The sequence below is a fragment of the Sphingomonas sp. OK281 genome (assembly GCF_900115295.1).
Taxonomy (GTDB): domain Bacteria; phylum Pseudomonadota; class Alphaproteobacteria; order Sphingomonadales; family Sphingomonadaceae; genus Sphingomonas.
In genome coordinates this window covers 1,117,806-1,138,470 of sequence record NZ_FOVZ01000002.1, presented here as the reverse complement: position 1 = coordinate 1,138,470, position 20,665 = coordinate 1,117,806, and the positions used below count along the sequence as shown (strand labels likewise).

Genomic DNA, 20,665 nt, shown 5'->3' with positions numbered 1-20,665 from the left:
CGGCCTCAGAGCTGCGCGGACTTCTCGTGGAGACCGACGATCATGTGCGCGCGCAGTTCGTCGCGGGGAACCAGCGGCGAGAGATCCTCTAGCGGGGGCGACACGATCGTGCCGTCCGGCCGCGCTGCCAGCGATAGCTTGGGCAGGAACAGCTGGTGCGGATCCATAAACACCTCGCAGATCAGCGGCCCCTTCGCCTGCTGGATCTCTGGAATCATCGTATCGACATCGTCCCAGGTCCGGATCTGATAGGCCGGGATGCCCCACGCCTTTGCCAGCGCGCTGAAGTCGGGGCAGCTTACCCCGCTCTTCTTGTCCACCGCGACCTGCCGACCCGCGAACAGGTTGGTCTGGGTGTGCTTGATCATCAGATAGCCGTCGTTGTTGAAGATGAACAATTTGATCGGCAGTTCGTGGTGAACCATCGTCTGGATTTCCTGGAGGTTCATCATCATGCCTCCATCGCAGTTCAGGCAGATGACCTCGCCGCGATCCCGACCGAAGGACGCGCCGATCGCCCCCGGCAGCCCGTAGCCCATCTCGCCCAGCCCGGTCGACGTCATCAACCGCTGGCCATCCTTGAACCGCATTACCTGGTGCCCCGACAGCAGCGCCGTGCCCATGTCGGTCACGACCACCTGGTCCGGCTTCATCTGGTCGGTGAGCTTGTCGAGGAACTGGTAGGAGTTGATGAACGACGGCGTATCCGCGTGCTCCGGCCCGATCCAGGGATAGGCTTGCCGGTACTGGTCGCACCGCGCCAGCCAGTCGGTCTTCGGCGCCGTCGGGCTCGCCGCCTTCAGGATGCCGTCGATCACGTCGGCCACATCGGCGACGATCGGCAGCGTCACGCGTGCACCATGCTTGGCGACCTCGTCCGCGTCGATATCCACGACGACGAGCTTGGCCGCGCGCGCGAACTCGTCGAGCACATAGCCGACCTGCGGAATGGCGAGACGCGTGCCGAGTGCGATCACCAAATCCGAATTCTGGACGACCAGATTGCCCGCGCGCTGCCCGTAGACACCGGCGCGACCGAACACCAACGGATGACTGGAATCGATCAGGTCGATCCCGGCCCAGGATACCAGCGTGGGAATTCCGAGCTTTTCGACAAGGGTCCGAACGCGGTCTGCCGCACCGGCCAGCCGGATCCCGTTACCGAGCCACAAGACCGGACGCTCTGCCTGTTCCAGCAGCGCGAGGAGTTCCGAGACGGCCGGCTCGATTGATGCGACGGCGTCCCCCGATACGGTGTATGGCGCGGCATCCGAGACGGGCGGAACGAACTTTCGCAACGTCGCCGGGTCCAGCTTCACCGACTGGATGTCCATCGGAATGTCGACCCAAACCGGCCCCGGACGCCCGGTCGAGGCGATGTAATACGCCTTTTCGAGTTCGTAGAGGACCTCGGTCGGATCCATCACCCGCGCGACATGCTTGGTGACCTTCTCCACCACGCCGCTCGAATCATAGCCCTGGACGCCCCAGATCCGCAGCGGATTGTCCTCGCGCGTGAACTTCGAATTCTCGTTTCCAGAGATGATCAGACCCGGCAGCGAATCCATATAGGCGCCGACCACGCCGGTCAGCCCGTTGGTAGAACCACCGCCGGTGGTCAGGATCGCCGCAGTGATGCGGTCCGACGTCCGGTAATAGGTCTGCATCGCCATCGTCGCGGCCTGTTCGTGATGGACGCAGACCATCTCGAGTTCGTCGCGCGACCCGATCGAGTCGAAGATATGCGCGTTGCCGGCACCGATGATGCCGAACACGTGTCGCATGTCCTTGCCGATGAGGAAGTCGGCAATGACGTCGCTAATCTTTACAATGGTCACGATGGTTCCTTGGACTCAAACGACGGTATCGTCGGCTATCGGTGATCGTCGGTACGGACGTCTGACCTGCCCCCGGACACCCGATCAAGCGACCAGATGCCCGAGAGGTTCAGGCCGAACGAGCGTACCAGGCTAGGCTGCGCGCGACGGCATCGGTCATCGAATGCGCGGGACGAACGCCGAACTGGCGGATCGAGCGCTCCATATCCGGCAGGAAGCTGTCGGTATCCGCATGGCGCGCCGCGGTATTCACGCGAACATCGAGCGGGCGCTTGGCCTGGCCGACCACCAGATTGGCGAGATCTAGCACGGTCATCGGGTCCACACCGCCGAGATCGTAAATCTCGCCGCTGTCGCCCAGCACCATCTGGTGAAGCGCGATCATCGCCATGTCGCTGCCATAGAGATAGGATCGTACCGCGTGACCGTCGCCGCGGATCTTCAGCGGCTGCCCTTCGATCGCGGCATGGAGGAAGTTGTTCGCCGCCCACGGGCTGTCGAGGTTCTGGAACGGACCGAGGAACGTGAACGGCCGGGTGATGACGATCGGCAGCTTGGCTTGGGTCCGGAACGCATAGCAGAGCGTTTCGCTGTAGCGTTTGGCCTCGACATAGGCCGAGTTGGGGCTCACCCCACGCCCGGACACCGCGACGGCGTCGACCAGACCCGAGCTGACGTGGAGGATTTGGCGCAGGCCACCCGCCTGCTCCGCCAGGCGCAGGATGCGAAGCGTGCCCTCGCCGATGACCGCAGCCGTCTCGATCGGGCTGGTCGCATGATGGCGGCTGTCGGGATTGCCCGCGGCATGGATCACCCATGCCACGCGGTCCGGCATCGAGGCGAGCTGGCGGACGTCCGTGCCGACCCAGCTGATATCCTCGCGTCCCACCAGGAACGGCGCGCGCTGTTCGACGATGCTCGGATGCCGCGCGACTGCAGTCACTTGCGTGCCGAAGCCGTGGACGTCGTTGAGGAACGCCAGCGTGGACAGCAGCCAGGAGCCCACGAAGCCGCTCGCGCCGGTGACCAGCACGTGGCTGCCGCGCAGGTCGGCGAGCGCTGCGGTACCGGTTGCCGCGAAGGACTTGGCACAATCGGCGTAGATGCGGTTCTTGTCGTCCATGTTACGCAAACTGCTTCCGCTTCGAGAGACCCTCTACCACTTCGAGAATGATATCCTCCTGCCCCGCCACGACACCGCGACGGCCGAGTTCGAAAAACACGTCGCGGACATCGACGCCGAAGTCGTTGGCGATCCGCGTGGCCGGCTTGAGAAAGCCCGAGAACACGCCGGCAAGGCCGCTGACGACGCTGGCAGACGAAATGATCGGCACGGTTTCCATGACTTCGGTTTCCGCAAACGTCGCGAGATCGAGGACCTTGTAGAGGTCGATCCCGGTTTCGTAGCCAAGCCGGTGCAGCACCGCGACCAAGACTTCGAGCTGGGCATTGCCCGCCCCTGCCCCGAAGCCGCGCGCGCAGCCGTCGAGCATCGTCGCGCCGACCTCGATCGCCGCGAGCGAATTGGCGATCGCGCAGCCGAGGTTGTTGTGCGCATGGAAGCCGACCGGAATGTCGAGATTGTCGACCAGCAGGCCGATACGACGACGTACGTCGTCGGGCAGGTAATACCCCGCCGAGTCCATGATCACGAGCGTCTCGGCACCATAGGCTTCCATCTTCTGCGCCTCTTCGAGCAGAATTTCAGGGCTGGCCATATGCGACATCATCAACACGCCATATGCCGTCTTGCCGGCATTGCGCGCGAACATGATGAAGCGATCGGTGATGTCGGCTTCGGTGCAGTGCGAGGCTACGCGGAAGACATCGACGCCGGCATCGAGCGCGGGCTTCAGATCCTTCTCGATCGTGGCGAAGCCCGGGATGATGTGGACCCCGAGCTGCGTGTTCTTGAGCGATTCCCGCGCCGCGCGCAGCAGCTCGGCGTCGGTGGCAGCCGCCTCGCCCAGCTGGAGCGAGGAAGCGCCGAGGCCGTTGCCGTGGCCGACCTCGATCACCGGGATGCGTGCCGCTTCGGCGCGGACGCAATAGGCCCGGACCTGGTCGGGGGTCAGCTGATGGCGGACCGCGTGGTTGCCGTCGCGCAGCGAAGGATCGCTTATCAGGATATGCTTGCCGCTCATTACTGCACTACCCTCAACGCACGCGCCTGCTCGCCCTGCAGGCGACGCTTGGCATATTCCTCGGCAACCGCGATCGCGGCGCAATTGATGATGTCGAGATTGCCGGCATAGGCAGGCAAATAATCGCCGCTGCCTGTCACCTTCACCATCGTCACCACCCGGCCATTATCGAGCTTTGGCCAGACCAGCACCTGATATCCCGGGATGTAGCGCTGAATGTCCGCGACAACCTCGCGGAGTTTGGCAGTGAACGCCTCGATATCAGGGTTTGCGACGCGTGCGAACACGGTCGTCTGCATGTGGATGCAGGGAACCGCGGGATTGAGGTTGAGGATCGCCTTGGACCGCCGGGCGCCCGAGAACTGGCGCAGCGCACCTTCGGTCGTATGGATATATTCGTCCAGGTTGCTGCGCGTCGCAGGTCCTGCCGACCGCGAAGCGATGCTCGAGACCACTTCGATATACTCGATATCGGCATGGGTGGCACCCAGCGCATGGGCAATCGGCGAGGACGCCTGTCCGCCACACGTCACCATGTTGACGTTCAGCGTATCCAGCGACTGATCGAGATTGACCGACGGCACGCAGAAGCCACCGCGCTTCGCCGGCGTGAGATCGATTACCAGCATGCCGGCCGCTTCGAGCGCGGGCGCGTGCAGATGATGCGACGCCGCGGACGTCGCATCGAAGACGATGTCGAAATCGTCGGGATTGGCAAGAATGTGGTCGACGCCGTTCGCGGAGATCGCGATGCCCTCCGCCTGCGCGCGGGCGAGCCCTGCGGACCCGAGGCTGCGCCCGATCAGCGCGGCGCACTCGAGACGATCCGACTTCTGCAGCTTGATCGCGAGATCGGTTCCGATATTACCGCTTCCGAGCACGGCTGCTCGAAGTTTTGCGTTGGCGGCGAATGTCATTCCACATTCCCTTCAAATTTTGCTTCAGACATAAAAATCTGCTGACTTTCCAGTATAGCAGGGCGCACCGGCGCGGGCCGCCACGTGTGGCTGTCGCACTTAGCTAGTTGTGGCCTCGGAATAAAGCTTTGTGTGGCGAGTGGGTCGCTCGGGGATGTCGGGAGGCCTCCTGCAGGAACGGGTTGAACCCAAGCGGCCAGTGACAATCCGGTCCGCCCAAGCACTCCCAAGGTGCGTACGGATGCGTTCGCCTACAAGGGAGACGCGTAATCGACGACCATCGCCAGGGTCTCTATCCGCTCGGTTCGAACCAATCGTGGCTTTCCACGTGATCACGTGGATCGGTTGGCGTCGACCACCCCACTGCGGGCGGTCTGATCCGCTACGCAATATCACCCGACTGGCCAGCCAGTTTCGGCCGATCAGACCTGAATGCCAGTTTGTTTCATCGTCGAATCGACGCAGATTTCAATTTGTGATCAACTCTCAGAGGATCCGCTCAGTAAAGATAGGTCAGCATGCCACGCCTGCAACAGGGCATCGCGATCAGCACGACGGCCATTTCGCAATTTCAGACGGTGTGAGATGCTCACACATCCAAAGATAGCAGCTGTCGCGACTAGGTAAAGCACTCTCAATCCCCCAACTCGCCGCGTGTTATTTGCACGTCTCGACGGCACCTAACGACGCATGGGCAGGCTGTTCAACCCATATTTTTTACAACCATCTGAACCGCCCCGGTTCTGCCGGAAGCCTTGAGTTGTGAGTCGTGCTGCCATACCGGTGTTGTCCGCGGCAGCATGATACTGATCTTCGGCTTCGGCAGGCGGGATGTTGCCGATTGGCTCCAGTAGGCGATGGCTGAACCAGTCGCCCCATTCGAGGGTCGCGTATTCCACTGCTTCGAAAGATCGCAAGTCCACGGCGATGGATGACCTCGGCTTTGTAGAGGCCGTTGATCGTCTCGGCCAAAGCGTTGTCTGTCGCCGACGCTGCCAACCCAGGGCTCGATGCCGATCTCGGCCAAGCGCTCGGTGTACTTTACGGACACATATCCAGACCCGCGGTCGCTATGATGGATCAGGCCACCCCGGTGGGTCGGACGGCGATCATGGAGCGCTTGTTCGAGCGCATCTAGGACGAAGCTGGCGTGTGCTGTCTTGCTGGCGCGCCAACGTACGATCCAACAGGCGGTTTACGTGATCGCGCGGGCACGGTGCCGCCTTGTCGCTGACGGTCGTACACACCGGCTTGCCCCGTATCACGCCTGCCAAGCTCATCTCGTGCATCAGCCGTTCGACGGTGCACGTGCGATTACAGTAAGCGCTGTTATCCCACCACGCGGGCAGCGTAGGTCCATGGCATAAGGTCGCCGAGGGCATTGATACGATGGCCCTCGGCGAGGCGCGTCAGAGAGTCAGCGAGCCAGGCCTGTGGGTCGACGCGGTTCAATTTGGCGGTTTCGATGAGCGAGGCGATAACCGCCCAGTTGTCTCCGCCATCGTCGGAGCCTGCGAAAAGCGCGTTCTTGCGGTTGAGGGTCAGCGGCCGGATGCTGCGCTCGACGGTGTTGGAATCCAATTCGACACGTCCGTCGTCGAGGAAGCGGCAGAGCCCGTCCCAGTGGCTCAATGCATAGCGGATAGCCTCGGCGAGTCCCCCTTTGCGGCTGATCTGGCCAAGCCGCATATCGAGCACGCGGTGAAGGTCGTCGATGACGACACGGCTGCGTTCCTGCCGGACGGCACGGCGTGCATCGGCCGACTGGCCACGGGTGTCGGCCTCAACGGCATAGAGCTGCGCGATGCGCGCGAGAACGTCGGTTGCGACCGGCGACGTTCCGCTCGCTGCCTGCTCGAAGAAGCGACGACGCACGTGTGCCCAGCAGAAGGCGAGCTGCACGTCGCCGATGCGCGCGAGCTTGCGGTATGCGGCATAGCCGTCGACCTGCAGCACGCCGCGGAAGCCGGCGAGATGCTCGATGGGCTGCTCGGCCTTTCGGTCGGGCGCGTAGCGGTAGGCGACGGCGGGCGGGTCGCTGCCGCCCCATGGTCGGTCGTCGCGCGCATAAGCCCATAACTGACCGCGCTTGGTGCGGCCTCGTCCCGGGTCGAGCACTGGCGCCACGGTTTCGTCGGCGAACAGCTTGCCCGAGCGCTTGAGCATGTCGAGCAGATGGTCGCGCAGCGGTCGCAGCCACCACGCCGCGCGCCCGGTCCAGTCGGCCAGCGTCGAACGGTCGAGTTCGACGCCCTGGCGGGCGTAGATCTGCGCCTGACGGTATAGGGGCAGGTGGTCGGCGTATTTGGACACCAGCACCTGGCGACGAGCGCCTCGCTGGGCAGGCCACCGTCGATGATATGCGCAGGTGCCGGCGCCTGCACGGGCGCCGCCTCGCATTCCCGGCAACCATAGCGGGGGCGGCGGGTGACGAGGACGCGAAAGGTTGTGGGCACCACGTCAAGCCGCTCGGAGACGTCCTCGCCGATGACGTGCAGAGCACCACCGCAGCAGCCGCATGCCTTGTTTTCGATGTCGACGACCTGCTCGACCCGCGGCAGGTGAGCGGGAAGCCGCCCGCGGTTGGTCTTGCGCCGACGCGGCTCGCGCGGGGCGGGCGCAACGGCGTCGAGACTGGCGGCGACCACGGCAAGTGCCGTTTCGGTATCCTCGAACGCCATCTCCAACTGCTCGTCGTCGAGCTTCTCGGAGCGTGCGCCAAAGCGGTGGCGGCGCAGCGCGGCGATGATGTCGTGCAGCCGGGCCAGTTCTGCCTCGGCATGGTCGTTGACGGCGCCGAGCCGTACGATCTCGGCCTGAGCCTCCGCCTCGACCGCCTGCAGGACGGCAATTTCCGCCTGCTTCTGCTCGTTAGCGGCACGCAGCGAGGCGAGTTCTTCATCGTGCGAATGCAACTGCGCCATGGTCGCGACGAGCATGGCGCGCAGAGCGTGCGGATCAGATGGAAGGTCAGCCTCAAGCAGCATCGCGGAGCAGTGAATCAGGCCGCTCCCGCGGCGTCAACCGGGCAGTTGCGGCGCCGCGGGCTTGCGGCCGCCATGGACCCGACGCCAGTCCGAACCCTCGAGCAGCACCGCCATCTGCGCGGCCGTCAGCCGGATCACGCCGTCCCGGATACCTGGCCAACGAAAGCCACCCTGCTCGAGCCGTTTCGCCATCAGGCACAGGCCCGTGCCGTCCCACCAGACCAGTTTGACCCGGTCCGCCTTCTTTGCACGGAAGACATAGACCACGCCCGAGAACGGGTCGGCGCCGTACTGAGCCTTCACCAATGCCGCGAGCGAGTCCGCACCTTTGCGAAAGTCCACCGGCGCGGTCGCCACCATGACCCGGGCGTCGCTGCCGGGACCGATCAACGCGACACCTTCAAGGCATCGATCACCGCGGCGATGACGCTGGCATCTGCACCACGCCCGATCTTTACCGCGACACCGTCGATCTCAAGCTCGACCATGCCATCTGCGCGCGCATGTCGGGGACGCCGTCGGACCGATCGCGCTGGAACAGCGGGAACCGAAGCCGGCTCGATGACAGCTGGCACGAATACCGGCGCTGCCTCCTCCATGGCTTTGCGCGCCTCCCGCCGCCAGGTGAACAGTTGCGATGGGCATAGCCCGTGGCGTCGGGCTACCGCGCTGACGCTTTCCAGCCCCGCGTAGCTCTCCGCCAAAATCCGAGCCCGGGTCTCGTCTCCCAACTCGCGACGCCGGCCCGCTCCCGTAAACACCTCGAACCGGACCGGCTTAGTGCCAGCATCGTCACATGACATCGTCATGGCTGTAGGCCTCCCTGCTTTTCAGAAAGGCCGATCCGGCCGCGCTTACGCAGCCCTCAACAAGGTGCCCACCGAACAGCGCTTACCGATTACAAAGCCTTCCCGTATCATCTGACGCCATACCCTGCGCACTCCGTAGACCGCGAAATTCTCCGCGAACACACGAGCGATCTCAGGCTTAAGGATCAGATCTTCACGCGCCCGTTCCGACAGACGCTCTGAGAGTCCCCGACGTGCCGGCGATACTGTTTAAGACAGGGTTTTTTCTGAACTCGAAGGATGCGGCGTTCCGCGACAGCATAGAAGGACAGTCCAAAATCGCCGAAAGCATCGCTCCCGCGGTGGATGTACGTGTTACCAGGTCTCAAGCGACACCTTGAAAAAGATCCCACCTTGGAAAGGATGAAAACCCTCGCGCATCAAGGTGCCGGAGAAGGCAAGCCCGGCAAATGGCGGCGGGGCGGTATGCTTTTGGCGCACTAGCATCAGGCCAGTAGCGCAGCGACCGGTCTACGATCCCCACGGCTTCTACCCCGCTGAAGAGGGTCCGCAAATGGGGAGCGTAGGAACTGGGATCAGATCGCGACCGCGTGTAGCGTAGGCTCGCTGGCGTCCTCGTCGTGGGCCCGTGACGACACCCGGTAAGCCCGGCCATCATCGCCGGTAAACGTCAGATTGATCTGGGGCTCGCCGTCGAATTCATGCACCAGCGCTTCAGTCTGGCCTTCGACGATAACGTTGTACTTGATCATTCTGCGGATCCTCACTTGCGGTAGACGTACATTCCAACGCTCAACTTTTGCGTTCTATCCTAACGAGAGAAGGCCGGAGTCCGTGGGACATCGGAAATAGGCAAACTTTCGGCCGCGCGAGCGCGCCATAAGCCTTAGAAGCCGTGGCCGGTGTCGACGTAAGCCGGCATGCTGGCATCTGCGAAATGGCTGGAATCCAACCACATTGTCTGGGCAACATCATGACTGGTGGGGGCAGCATTCTCTGAGATGAACGCGCTCGCCGGCGCAGCAGAAGACAGGCTGGACACGTCATCCAGGTCATCATTCCGGACCGGTGAAACCGCAGCCGCACCGGACGCGTCATCCACAACCTTGATTCCGCCAATAATGTCAGCTGCCTTTAACCCGTAGTGCTCTGCGCCCTGCGAGAAGCTAAGCAACAGCGCACCCCTGGTCAGGCCTGCATCGAGTTGGCTCACCCAGAAAGCACGACCTGATGCGTCGGGACCTCGGTCAAGCGTGTTCTGGTACATAAAGTCGACTAGCTGCCCGTTGTCCTTGCCAGCGACCGCGTTCGTGAACTCACCCGATGCCGCAAACTCGTCCGCGACCTGCGAGAGCGTCCGAGCGCCGCTCTCCACCTGCTCGGACCAGAATGTCAGTCCGCTGGTATCCGGTAGGCGCCCAACGGCGCTGTCGTACAACAACGCGACCGCCTGATAGGTATCGTCGGTATCGAAATAGCCCTTGCCGACTAGATCGGCGGTCAGCGTACGATGCTCGGCGCCCTCAGAAAAACTTAGCAGCATACTGCTGCGCGAGAGCCCAGCATCGAGCTGCGACGTCCAGAAGATGCTGCCACCGGCATCGGCGCCGCGGCCGAGCGCATGCTGGTAAAGGTAGTCAACGAACGCCGGGTTCGTCAGCGTCCCGGTCGCGGACCGAAACTCAGGCCCATCCAGAAAACTTGCCGATACCATCTCAAGTGTTGCACCCTTATCCTGGATTCGCTCAACCCAGTAATCGAGCCCGAACGCATCCGGTTCGCGCTGCAGAACGGTATCATACAGACGCGTTACTTGTGCCCCAACACTGTCACTATCAATGATGTAATGACCATCTTTGAAGCCGATGTCCTGTACCTCCGCGATGGTGTCGACCCCATCCGACTTGTGAACGGTTATAGAGCCGCTGGCACCATTGACAAAATATTGCCGCCACACATCGTCGTAAACAAGTGCGTTACGACCAGAACCGCCAATGACAATGTCAGATCCCGCACTACCGAATACCGTATCGTTTCCATCATTGCCGCTTAGCACGTCATCAAAACGAGTACCCGATAGCTGGTCGTCACCGGACCCGCCGGTTTGCGCACGTTCGGCTAACCGGACCGTCACGAGCGTTGTGTCCGTACCGTTTGCAAACGTTTGCCCGCTAGCGGTCACTCTAAACGCGATGGTTTCGGCACCCTCCACAGCCAAGTCGGCGTAGTAGCTTATCATCGGCAGCGCGAAGACGAAGTCACCAGCGGCTGACTGACTGACGGTTACCGTGCCGGAGAAATTTGCTCCCGCAAAGTCGGTCCCATTTGTGGCGGTCGAGGCCTCTCCGACAAAGGAAACGGTAACATTCGTCGTAGCGGTCGTAACGTTGCGTAACGTCAGCAACGGGGTAAAGCTGTTGCCGACGCCCTCGGTCACGATGGCTGGCGTCGTTACCCGAATGGTCGCGAGGTCTGCCATCGACACCACCGTCGGGGCAAAACCAGCAAGGTTTCCCATGTTGATCTGCGCCGCCTGAGTATTTTGCAGCAAAGCCCTCGTGACAAAAGCTTGAGACCCGGAGCTGCCGTCCGCATCGACCTGTACAAGTACGTTCTCTGCGGCTTGGACTAGGCGAACATTACCCACCCCTGGCGCAACGCTCGAGACGAGCGCGGATATGTCGATTACGTCGCCGCCGACACCAGCCTTAAAGTCGGCAATGGTCAGGTTGTCAGGTGAATCGCCGGTAAGCACTACTCGGTCCGCCCCGCCGCCCAACACCACATTCACCGTTGTCATCGGATAGGCGATCTGCTCCAGAAACAGCGTGTCCGCCCCTTCGCCAAGGTCGATGGACACAGTCCCGGCGGATGTTGATTTAATGCGGACGGTATCGTCGCCGGCGCCACCACCGACCGTGACCTGCTCTGGCCCATTGTAATTAAGGCGTGCGAGCGCGATCGTATCGTTACCGTCGCCGCCATCGATCGTATCGGATCCGCCTTGAAAATCAGTCAAGACATCGTTGCCGGCGCCGCCGAGAATGTGATCGCTTCCTAAGCCACCATCGATATTGTCGTCCCCGGCGCCACCATCGAGTAAATCATTTCCCGCGTCGCCAACGATGATGTCGGCACCTGCAAGGCCATGAATGGTGTCCGCGCCCTCCCCTCCGACGATTGTATCGGCGTTATTAGTGCCACTTGAAATGACACCTGGCACAGCGCTCCCGTCTGGCGAATAACCGTCAAAATTTGTCGCGGTTAACTGCGTCGCCTGGACATTACGAAGCACTAATAGTTGCGAGCCGGATGAATACGTCCCCGCTCCGTCGCTATCGAAGGTTACAACGGTATCAGTACCGGACTGTTGCAATTGAATTTGACCGGACGCAAATGGGTTGCGACCATCCCAAAACGGATTTGCGCGTATAAGGCCTCGCAAAGATAAGACGTCGCCGCCATCTCCGGGCGTAAAATCGGCTATATCCCCGACAATGTTGCCATAAGAGCCGCCGCCCCCCTCGTAAGAAGCGTCAATTAAGACGGTATCTCGCCCGGTTCCCAGCGTCGCGGTTACGGAATCACTATTGTAGTAATACAGCCTCAACGTGTCGTTATCAGCGCCCAAGTCAACGGTCATTTGGGGACCGCGCACTTGGACAGTATCACGCCCGCTGCCCGCATCGACGATGACTTTGTCCATGCCGAAGGTGCGACTTACCGTAATGATGTCGTCCCCCCCTCCACCACGAAGCGTATCCGTCCCACCAAACGCTGCGCCGCCACCTGCGCTATCTGAGAGAATGTCATTCCCATCACCACCATCGATAACGTCGTAGCCCGTGCCGCCCTCGATCGTGTCGTTATCCGCCCCGCCCTCGAGAGTATCATTGCCGGCGAGTCCGTTGATGATGTCATCACCGCCCAATCCGCGGATGATGTTGTTGCCTGCTCCACCGGTCAGGGTGTCGGCATTCTCCGTTCCGGTGATCGAGCGGTTGGCATCGAGATTGGGGTCAAAACCAAACAAATTTGCCGACGTTATTTGACTCGACTGCACGCCACGTAATGTAAGCACCGAAACCGGTGAATAACTGTATCGGCCGCTGTTGAGCCCATCGGCATCAATTTGCACTACCGTATCATTTCCCACTTGTTCTAAATGGATATACCCCGCCGCAAAAGGGTCACCTCCGTTCGGATTGACAAACAAGCCGCGTAGGTCGATAAAATCTCCCATGCCTCCCGCAACAAAGTCGGCAATTGTTAAGCTATTGCCTGAAAATACATTCCCGGTGGGGGTAAACGTATCTCGCCCAACTCCACCCGTAGCGCTTGTTCCGCTACCTAACGCCAAAGAAATGGAGTCGTCACCCTCTCCACCGTCTATTTGATCCGCGCCTCCGCCTCCATTTATCTGGTCATTGCCAGCGAGGCCCATAATTACATCGTTGTCCGATGTCCCCGTTAGAACATCTGCGTTTTGAGTTCCGACGATAGTGGCCATGATGGTTTGATCCAAGTGATTCGGTTGGGGTAAACGCGTTTGGCAACAGCATCAACAGTCCGTCGAACGGCGCAGTGATGTCAATGTGTTCCGGCTGGACGACACTGACGCACATCATCATAGGATCCGTCCCAGTCTTTCAGAAAGCTATCGTCGGCGAATGTCTTTGAGGCTCAATTTCGAGCGCCTTGCGGGGAACAGTAGAAGTTCGCCAGGGATCGGTTGCCGATGGGCGCGGTCCAATGCGGTCGAAGCGGTCGAGCCGCAACGAAAGGGCATGGCAGTCATCCGGTCGTTCGGGACGCCGATCTGCGACCTCGAGCCGATGATGGGTGCGCTGTCGCAATACGCGCTGCGGGCTGCCGAGAAGTTGCTATCGCACGGTTTGGTCGCGGCTTGGCCGAGCGCGTTCTTTCATACCAACAAGCACCAGCCTGATCAGCTTCAATACGGCGGATCGCGGATGGTGACGCTGCACCCGATGATGAGCGACAGCCTAGAGCTAATCGCGGCGGCCTGACGCGGTGCGGAGAAGGTATGGCGCGACGGCTACGCCTACACGAAGGCCGGTATAATGCTCGACGATCTGTTGCCCGAGGACGAGCGGCCGCGAACGCTGTTTGAAGGGGATTCGGCCAAGCGCGATCGGCTGATGGGCGCACTCGACGCGATCAATCGCAAGCTCAGCACGTGGACGGCTGTGACCACGTCCCAAGGGTTCAAGCGGGAAGGGAAGATGCGGTCGCCGGCATGGACGACCAACATCTCCGAGGTGCCGACAGTTCGGGCTCAGTTCACGCGCTGCTTCCGTGCGCCGACGATCATGCCCCTTGCGATCTGACGCACGGCTTCGTCATTTTTCGTGGCATCAGTTGCCGGGTCGCCGAGATGGTCAAGACTTTGCTCCATAAAGTCGAGCAATCCCGCGTGCCGCGCCTCGACATACTCCATGAGCTTGAACAGGAGGTGTTCGGTCGCGATCTCGCGCTGCCGCGTTTGCGTTGCCGCGTCAGCCATCACGGCGCCTCCTTCGGCTTTGGAGCGCCCAACTTCTTGGCAACGCGGGCGACTTCCTCATCGCTTGGCGCCTTGAGCAACTCCTCACCCGGTAACAGCGCATCGTCAGGGATGCTTGGTGCAGTGCCGGCAATCGGCTCATCGATAGCGCGCTCGTTCGCACCGTCAGTAATCTTCTCTCGCATGGCCATGTAAGTCTCCTTCACGGTGCTCAAACGCGCAGGTGGCGCTACGGAGCCGCCTCCCTCATGCAATTAGAAATTACGAGAATGACGTCCGGAATGGGCAGGAAATCGGCCCGTCTGCTCTTCACGGATTAGTCGGAAAAGCAGCCGTTGGAGATAATGACATCTGGTGCCATTCCAAACGCATGCACACCTCACCCGCGATCGACGCAGCCCCGCAGTTTATGGCCGTCGTTCAGGACGGCCAGGTTCCCACTGACGCGGCGCTGACAGGGGCTCTGGGTCGCCGCATTGCCGCATATCACGTCACCGCCGACGCGGAGCCCTCTGACGGCGATCTGGAAGCCCCCCCCCGTGAGGGCGGCCCCGATCTATTCCGGAGGGCCGTCGCACGCTTTCCGGATTATAGTCTCTATCCGCTTGCGGACCCAGCCGATGGATCGGACGCCAAATTGGGTTGAGGCGACTCAATTGATGACCTCGGCGATCTCACGCTTGATATGCGCGAGGTAGAGTGGCTGGCAGACAATACGGGAGCAGATGGCGCCCATTGGTCGTTCCGCCTTCACTTCTCCCATTGGGCCACGCACGCTCGGGATTCGTCACGATATTTGCACCGTCGCCAGTTCGGCTGAGTGTCCGCTCTTGGGAACCTCCAGCTTCAACGGCAACAAGTGGGCGTAAGCGGAAAGGCTGAGATGGGGAAAGGCGTCGGGTTGCGTATGAGCGAAAGCCGATAGAACCGAATGATGGGTGCTTGCTGTCGAACGGAAGCGAACCAATTCCACGGTTACTCGTTCACCATCGATGCTCCGTCGAATAATTTACATCAGCAAATCCCGCATGGGCCCCGATCCAAGCGGGATAGCAGCGATCGTGTCGTCCTCGATTAGCCGCAACGCAAAAACCGACGTTACCGGAATGTTGTGGGCTGATGGGCACCACTTTGCGCAGGTGCTTGAGGGAGATCCTAGCGCTGTCGAGCAAACCATGGGTCGTATCCGCACAGACCTACGGCATGCCGACATCGAGGTGCTGTTTGACCGGCAAGTGTCATCAAGGCAGTTTGGCCAATGGTCGATGCGACGTGCAGCTGACGACGAAGAAAGTGCCCGAGGGAGCGCGTTTATTATCGGCTTTGCCTTGAATATCCCTACGGCGCCGGCACAACGGCTCTATCAGATCGTTCTGGCGAGCGACGAGCAAGGCAAATAGCTCCGTCGAAGCGTCAAGTTTGGGCGATAGTGAGCATTAGGTGATGCCGCCGACCTAATCTAAGATCGCGACATGAAACCCAGCAGGTTCATCTCACATTACGAACGGCAACTTGGGCGTGCGCTAACGGTAGGCGAGTTGGGCAAGGTCAACGAGGCCCGTTCGACCAGCGCGGGCAAGCGGGACGCCGTGAAAGCCATGCGGCTGGCCCTCCTGGCCCTAACGCCACAAGCCCGACCTGGTTACCGTGACATAGAAGCGGTGTAACCGACACGACGCCAACTCAACATGATGCGACCGGTTCGATGCAGGACGGAGTATCGCTAAGTGACAGGTCATCGTGCGGCAGATCAATACGAATTAAAACCATGCCGGCTTCGTTTCGATTACCCTTGAGCAACTCAGAGAATCTGGGCGGGGAGGCTAACATATGCCACTGTGGAACGAGAATGCGGTCGCCGTCGAACGCCGCGGCGACGAGTCCGTCATTATCGGTGAGGGCACATTGGCGGCGCTAGTAGCTGGACTACAGACGCTTGGAGCCAGCGCTTTAAAGGGGGTGCGGGTATCGATGCCGGATCGGCACGTTTCACCGTTCACCTTTGAGGGCCAAGGGCTCGTTGAGTTGCTAAAGGATGCGCGGCGGCCCGACGCGCGTCCTACGAAGCTGCTTGCACCTGTCGCGACGTAGCAGCCGTCACCGCGGAATCCGACGTGTGGATACATGCTCGGGCAACGTTGCGGCCCGATTGCTGACCGTATGTCCGTCACAACTCAGGCCGATGTCACTTTCGCCCTGCGCCAGAGAGAGAGGCGCGCCTTTTCGGTTGAAAGAAGCATCGCTCTGTCGAAACGGACGCCATTTGCTAGTGCGGTGATCCCGTATCATCGTAATTCCGCATCTGGATCAGTCGGATCGCCAGTGGGATGTCATGCAAAGTTTTAGCTTTCCGCCGGCGATGACCGATAAGCGCACGCGGTATTTTCATCTCGTTGCGCATCCCAGTCTTTGGTCCTGGCGATATGTGAGCTTCTTCTGGCGCTCGTCCCTCGACAGCCACATCGAAGCCCACCAGATTCCCGCTTCTCGCTTATGACGCTGTTGGCGGCGTTCGGACTTTTGTCGACGAGAGCGAGACTTGAGGACCGATCGTGTGCCAATCCACATCGCTGCCACTGCGGGAACGATCGCTAGGAACTCAAACATGTAACGCTCCAAACCAGCAGATGCGCACCGCCTAGAGGCTCGCATGCCGTCCGGCGAGGATCGCGTCCGTACAACTGCCCCAAAGGGGATGGGCGCATTATCAGAGGTGCGTCCAGCGTGCGATTCTCACGCCGTCTAGCTCGACGGCGAGGCCCCCAATTTCTGCGTCATTAAGCGACTTGCGCAGGTCGACAACGTCAGTAACATTGCCCGAAATGATATGGGATAGTCATGATGAAGGCTTGGATAGCAGCTGCGTTGGTGGGATCGAGTGCGGCGCTTGCACAAACCAATGCGCCTTCGAGCGCAACAGGTGCAGCCGTGCCAGCAGCGCAAATTAAGCCACCCAAGCCTGTTTGTCGAAGTGAGACCAGAACAGGTTCCCTATTCCCGACTCGAACCTGCCACTCGAAGGAAGAATGGGCTGCTATCGATGACGCGAATACATCCAGCGCCGAGCGCATGTCGAACATGCGCAACAGCGCCGGGCAAAATTAGGTTTCCGGCTGCCGGACGCCCCCCCTCCCCCACGCGCTCCATCCTGATGAAGCAGGACTAAAATTCGGGGCGCCAGTTGGATGCTTTCGCGCCACCGAACCATCGAGCGCCTTTCGTCGATTATTCCTCGGGTCCACTTCGCGACGTGTCGAGATCGATGTCTTCACCGGCGTTGCCGCCACCTGCGCTCGATCCGCTACCGTGAACCTCCCCGGTCTTGTTGTCGATGTACGCCCGTTTGCCTGCCTCGGGTGGGATGTCGCGACCGTCAGCGGCTTCGCCAGCGCCTTCTTTTGGCGCACCGTCGCGCTTTTGAAGGTGCCGCTCAGCCGCATGATTCGCGCTGTCGTACTCGTCGCCCGAGTAGCCTTTGCCTTTACCAAAACCGTTTTTGTTACGGTCTGCGGACTGCGACTTTACTCGTACATTGTCGTTAGGCCTCGGCGTGCTGTCGTTCGTCATGGCAACCTCCAGATCTGCTAGGCAGCCAACGCACGGCTAGCAGAAAGCTCCGAGAAACTGATGAAGGGTTTGTAAGTTGACCGACGCGGCCGTCGGCATATCATCGATCCCGCCCACTGAGGGCAGGGAGATTGTTAGATGCATAAACTGCTGTTCGCTGCTGCCTCGCTATCCCTGCTTGTCGGGGCGCCCTCAATGGCTGCGCCCTGCAAGGACGCCAAGGGGCGCTTCACCAAATGCCCGAAGGCACCGGCCAAAGTGGTCCGGTGCAAGAGCGCTAATGGCAAATTCGCGAAGTGTGGCACGGCTGGCGCCAAGCCAGTCTGAAGCTAGACGAGCGCGGGCGATCACACCCGCGCTCGCTACGTCAGTTTTTCGCCGGCGCGGTGACAACCATCGGCGCACTTGCCGGTACGACGGCAACCGAGACGTCCTCATCGATAAAGGCGGTCACCGGCGAGCCGAGGGGAATGTCTGCGCTCGTTCCGGTCATGAAGAAACCCGCGACCGGGATCAGCACCGCGGCACCGACCACGCCCGCGGTCCCGGTCTTCCCCTTATCGTCGATCGAGCCGCTCATGCGGATCTGGCGACCATTTGCACGCACGTACAGGACGCGTCCGTTGATGCGGCCGGACTTGCCCCACATGCCCTTGTTCCTGACTTCCGTGATCTCGCCGGTCGCAGGGCTGCCGGCTGGGATGACGACGTTGCCGTCGATCATGACAGCCTCCGCGGTCTCCATCTGAAAACGCTGCCCCACCTTGAGCTTCTTGCCCTACGTGGTCAGCCCTTCAGCCATTTTTAGCGGAACCGACGTTCCGGCACGAAGCGTTCCCGACGTGGTAGCAGCGGTCGCGACTGGAGCCGTCTGCGCCTGAACCGCAGGCACGGCGAGAGTAAGCGCGCACGCGAGCGCGCCAATTGTATATTTCATAATATAACCCCTCCTGATTCGGCCTCCCCAGACCAATGTTTGGAGCGTGTCGCGCAAGTCATTCGGGGTCAACGATAAATCTTCATCCGAATCGAATGTAACGGTGGTCGTTGATAGACATGGAGTGCGGCATTACGGCCTACTCAGGGGGCCGGATTCTTGAGAAACACAGGAGTGGTGGATGCCCGGTATTTAGAGATGTTTGGTAATCGTCGCCGGCTTAATTTCCGGAACCGCGAGTGCCACGACAGTTTGAGCAACGTCAACTGCAAGAACCAACCTACGACTACGGCGCGCGTCGTTGCCCGAATTTCCGCCGGTACCGATGTATCCGTAGAGCAGCGCCGGGATGATTGGTCACCGATCCGCCATGCGCCGCGAAGCTGCTGGGTCGCATCGCGTTATTTCGGCGAGCAGAGCACCGCAGATGCGAACCGCGCAAGCCTGCGGCAGACCCGTGCCGCAAGTCGTAGCTCCTACACGAACGAGGAGCGCATCGGCCGGTCCAGCCGTCGCTCCTCGTTCTGGTCCAGCACGCCTCACCGTTCGACCCGGCGACAGAGCCGAGCTCGGAGTGTACCCAGCTATAATTATGGCGGTGGCTCCTGAGGTGGCCTCCTAAATGCCCTGACAGAGCCGCTCTCAGATAAGAGTGAGGCACATGACTGACGGTACGACCAGGCGTTACAATGATGGCGAGGTCCTCTCCGGTGTTCAGCGCCGGAGGCGGTGGACACCGGAAGAAAGGTCCGGATCGTCGAGGAGACGTATCTGCCGGGGATGAGCGTGTCGCTCGTCGCCCGCCGGCACGGCATCGGTGGCAATCAGATAATCGCCTGGCGGCGCCTGATGACGCAGGGTGCACTGACCGCCGCAACAGCGGGCGAGGACGTGGTGCCGGCGTCCGAGTACCGCGCGCTCGAGGCGCAGGACGCGAGCTACACCGGCTGCTCGGTAAAAGGCCATGGAGAACGTGCTGCGGCGCGAGGCCGTGTCCCGGGCCGCAGGCCCAACAAAACTGCTGTTGCGCTCGACCTCGTTGCCGCGGGAGGGACGGTGAGCGCTGTCGAAGAGGCGGTCGGCATCACTCGCCCACACCTGTCCGCAATGCGCCATCGCCCAGCACCTCGCCCACGCGGACGACCACCGCTGCCGGATGCCGAGCTGGTCGCCGACATTCGCGTGCTCGTCGCCGATCTGCCTGCCTATGGCTATCGCCGCGTGCATGCTCTGCTGCGCCGGGAGGCCGGGAATACCTGGCGCGAAGCGCGCAATCCGAAACGCGTATACCGCGTCATGAAGATGCACGGGCTGCTACTCCAGCAAGACGGCGAACGCCGCGAGGAACGGCGTCACGACGGCCGCGTCGCCGTCGACCTCCGCAACACCCGCTGGTGCTCCGACGGGTTGGAGATCACCTGCGACAATGGCGAGAAGGTGCGTGTCGCATTCGCGCTCGACTGCTGCGACCGTGAAGCCATGGGACACGTGGCAACGACGGGCGGCATCACCGCAAAGGACGTCGAGGACTTGATGGTCGCCACGGTCGAGCATCGCTACGGACAGGTGAACCGCGTACCCGAACCGATCGAGTGGCTCACCGATAATCCTGTCCCGAGCGAAACCGAAGGGGGCAGCTGTTACACCGTTCGCAACACACGTGCGTTTGCCTGGGGCATTGGGCTGATCCCGCGCACGACCCAGTCAGCAGTCCTCAATCGAACGGCATGGCGGAGGTGTTCGTTCGCACCCTCAAGCGCGATTATGTCCGCGTGAACCCCAGGCCGAATGCGCAGAGTGCCATCGACCAACTGCGTGGCTGGTTCGCCCATTATAACGAGGTGCATCCGCACCGCGCTTTGCGCTATCGATCACCCCGCGAGTTCATCGCGAAAACCTGCGAGGCCCTGTCAGGCCTTTAGGGGGCAACAACAGCTGG

15 protein-coding genes and 4 pseudogenes are annotated in these 20,665 nt (G+C 61.2%); 4 read left to right on the top strand and 15 right to left on the bottom strand.

What is annotated here, in order from left to right; translation table 11 throughout:
- Window positions 1-5 precede the first annotated feature (5 nt).
- The 11 genes and pseudogenes from BM244_RS11350 to BM244_RS11310 all read right to left on the bottom strand — a co-directional run bounded on the left by BM244_RS11350 (window position 6) and on the right by BM244_RS11310 (window position 13,205).
- Window positions 6-1,838 carry a thiamine pyrophosphate-binding protein gene (locus BM244_RS11350; RefSeq protein ID WP_093398948.1) on the bottom strand — a complete coding sequence of 611 codons (1,833 nt, stop codon included), beginning with the start codon at window positions 1,836-1,838 and terminating at the stop codon, window positions 6-8.
- 109 nt (window positions 1,839-1,947) lie between these two features.
- Entirely contained in the window at window positions 1,948-2,961 is a 1,014-nt protein-coding gene (locus tag BM244_RS11345) for an NAD-dependent epimerase/dehydratase family protein (RefSeq protein ID WP_093398947.1), read from the bottom strand.
- Window position 2,962: 1 nt separating this feature from the next.
- A complete protein-coding gene (dmpG, locus tag BM244_RS11340; protein WP_093398946.1) occupies window positions 2,963-3,982 on the bottom strand; it encodes a 4-hydroxy-2-oxovalerate aldolase in 1,020 nt (339 codons plus the stop codon).
- The gene (locus BM244_RS11335) at window positions 3,982-4,899 is read right to left on the bottom strand and encodes an acetaldehyde dehydrogenase (acetylating) (protein ID WP_093398945.1); all 918 of its coding nucleotides are present in this window, start codon (window positions 4,897-4,899) and stop codon (window positions 3,982-3,984) included. Before BM244_RS11335 ends, dmpG begins: the two co-directional genes overlap by 1 nt.
- A 680-nt stretch (window positions 4,900-5,579) precedes the next feature.
- Window positions 5,580-6,206: pseudogene (locus tag BM244_RS11330) on the bottom strand (DDE-type integrase/transposase/recombinase); the annotation flags it as partial.
- Between the two features lie 22 nt (window positions 6,207-6,228).
- Window positions 6,229-7,886: pseudogene (locus BM244_RS11325) on the bottom strand (IS66 family transposase).
- A gap of 33 nt (window positions 7,887-7,919) precedes the next feature.
- Window positions 7,920-8,246 carry an IS66 family insertion sequence element accessory protein TnpB gene (tnpB, locus tag BM244_RS11320; protein ID WP_217649122.1) on the bottom strand — a complete coding sequence of 109 codons (327 nt, stop codon included), beginning with the start codon at window positions 8,244-8,246 and terminating at the stop codon, window positions 7,920-7,922.
- A gap of 26 nt (window positions 8,247-8,272) precedes the next feature.
- The gene (locus BM244_RS11315) at window positions 8,273-8,689 is read right to left on the bottom strand and encodes an IS66-like element accessory protein TnpA (RefSeq protein ID WP_254784410.1); all 417 of its coding nucleotides are present in this window, start codon (window positions 8,687-8,689) and stop codon (window positions 8,273-8,275) included.
- Between the two features lie 57 nt (window positions 8,690-8,746).
- A pseudogene (locus BM244_RS23540) lies at window positions 8,747-8,905 on the bottom strand (IS3 family transposase); the annotation flags it as partial.
- Between the two features lie 365 nt (window positions 8,906-9,270).
- On the bottom strand, window positions 9,271-9,447 hold the full coding sequence (locus tag BM244_RS23105; protein WP_175518169.1) for a hypothetical protein: 177 nt from the start codon (window positions 9,445-9,447) through the stop codon (window positions 9,271-9,273).
- Window positions 9,448-9,581: 134 nt separating this feature from the next.
- Window positions 9,582-13,205 carry a DUF4214 domain-containing protein gene (locus BM244_RS11310; RefSeq protein WP_139226908.1) on the bottom strand — a complete coding sequence of 1,208 codons (3,624 nt, stop codon included), beginning with the start codon at window positions 13,203-13,205 and terminating at the stop codon, window positions 9,582-9,584.
- A gap of 277 nt (window positions 13,206-13,482) precedes the next feature.
- Here BM244_RS11310 and BM244_RS11305 point away from each other — a divergent pair, with 277 nt between their 5' ends.
- Window positions 13,483-13,725, top strand: a complete 243-nt coding sequence (locus BM244_RS11305) for a DinB/UmuC family translesion DNA polymerase (protein ID WP_093398941.1) — start codon at window positions 13,483-13,485, stop codon at window positions 13,723-13,725.
- 54 nt (window positions 13,726-13,779) lie between these two features.
- Window positions 13,780-14,046 (top strand): DUF4113 domain-containing protein, encoded by a 267-nt coding sequence (locus tag BM244_RS11300; protein WP_093398940.1) that lies wholly within the window; start codon window positions 13,780-13,782, stop codon window positions 14,044-14,046.
- Here the strand turns inward: BM244_RS11300 and BM244_RS11295 are convergent.
- Window positions 13,995-14,222 (bottom strand): hypothetical protein, encoded by a 228-nt coding sequence (locus BM244_RS11295; protein WP_093398939.1) that lies wholly within the window; start codon window positions 14,220-14,222, stop codon window positions 13,995-13,997. The two genes, BM244_RS11300 and BM244_RS11295, sit on opposite strands and share 52 nt — an antisense overlap.
- Window positions 14,222-14,413, bottom strand: a complete 192-nt coding sequence (locus BM244_RS11290) for a hypothetical protein (RefSeq protein WP_139226907.1) — start codon at window positions 14,411-14,413, stop codon at window positions 14,222-14,224. Before BM244_RS11290 ends, BM244_RS11295 begins: the two co-directional genes overlap by 1 nt.
- Before the next feature lie 801 nt (window positions 14,414-15,214).
- On the opposite strand from BM244_RS11290, the gene BM244_RS11280 reads away from it, so the two are divergent.
- Window positions 15,215-15,622 (top strand): BLUF domain-containing protein, encoded by a 408-nt coding sequence (locus tag BM244_RS11280; RefSeq protein ID WP_093398936.1) that lies wholly within the window; start codon window positions 15,215-15,217, stop codon window positions 15,620-15,622.
- 1,825 nt (window positions 15,623-17,447) lie between these two features.
- Here the strand turns inward: BM244_RS11280 and BM244_RS11260 are convergent.
- On the bottom strand, window positions 17,448-17,789 hold the full coding sequence (locus BM244_RS11260; protein WP_093398932.1) for a hypothetical protein: 342 nt from the start codon (window positions 17,787-17,789) through the stop codon (window positions 17,448-17,450).
- Window positions 17,790-18,156: 367 nt separating this feature from the next.
- Window positions 18,157-18,513, bottom strand: a complete 357-nt coding sequence (locus BM244_RS23870; RefSeq protein WP_175518167.1) for a hypothetical protein — start codon at window positions 18,511-18,513, stop codon at window positions 18,157-18,159.
- Window positions 18,514-19,387: 874 nt separating this feature from the next.
- Between BM244_RS23870 and BM244_RS11240 the strand changes: the two are divergent.
- A pseudogene (locus tag BM244_RS11240) lies at window positions 19,388-20,648 on the top strand (IS3 family transposase).
- Window positions 20,649-20,665 lie beyond the last annotated feature (17 nt).

Excerpts from the sequence above, each read along its gene's own strand:
- BM244_RS11345 (WP_093398947.1), bottom strand. The coding sequence starts at position 2,961 with ATGGACGACAAGAACCGCATCTACGCCGATTGTGCCAAGTCCTTCGCG.
- dmpG (WP_093398946.1), bottom strand. The coding sequence starts at position 3,982 with ATGAGCGGCAAGCATATCCTGATAAGCGATCCTTCGCTGCGCGACGGC.
- BM244_RS11335 (WP_093398945.1), bottom strand. The coding sequence starts at position 4,899 with ATGACATTCGCCGCCAACGCAAAACTTCGAGCAGCCGTGCTCGGAAGC.
- tnpB (WP_217649122.1), bottom strand. The coding sequence starts at position 8,246 with ATGGTGGCGACCGCGCCGGTGGACTTTCGCAAAGGTGCGGACTCGCTC.
- BM244_RS11315 (WP_254784410.1), bottom strand. The coding sequence starts at position 8,689 with ATGTCATGTGACGATGCTGGCACTAAGCCGGTCCGGTTCGAGGTGTTT.
- BM244_RS23105 (WP_175518169.1), bottom strand. The coding sequence starts at position 9,447 with ATGATCAAGTACAACGTTATCGTCGAAGGCCAGACTGAAGCGCTGGTG.
- BM244_RS11310 (WP_139226908.1), bottom strand. The coding sequence starts at position 13,205 with ATGGCCACTATCGTCGGAACTCAAAACGCAGATGTTCTAACGGGGACA.
- BM244_RS11305 (WP_093398941.1), top strand. The coding sequence starts at position 13,483 with ATGGCAGTCATCCGGTCGTTCGGGACGCCGATCTGCGACCTCGAGCCG.
- BM244_RS11300 (WP_093398940.1), top strand. The coding sequence starts at position 13,780 with ATGCTCGACGATCTGTTGCCCGAGGACGAGCGGCCGCGAACGCTGTTT.
- BM244_RS11295 (WP_093398939.1), bottom strand. The coding sequence starts at position 14,222 with ATGGCTGACGCGGCAACGCAAACGCGGCAGCGCGAGATCGCGACCGAA.
- BM244_RS11290 (WP_139226907.1), bottom strand. The coding sequence starts at position 14,413 with ATGGCCATGCGAGAGAAGATTACTGACGGTGCGAACGAGCGCGCTATC.
- BM244_RS11280 (WP_093398936.1), top strand. The coding sequence starts at position 15,215 with ATGCTCCGTCGAATAATTTACATCAGCAAATCCCGCATGGGCCCCGAT.
- BM244_RS11260 (WP_093398932.1), bottom strand. The coding sequence starts at position 17,789 with ATGACGAACGACAGCACGCCGAGGCCTAACGACAATGTACGAGTAAAG.
- BM244_RS23870 (WP_175518167.1), bottom strand. The coding sequence starts at position 18,513 with ATGATCGACGGCAACGTCGTCATCCCAGCCGGCAGCCCTGCGACCGGC.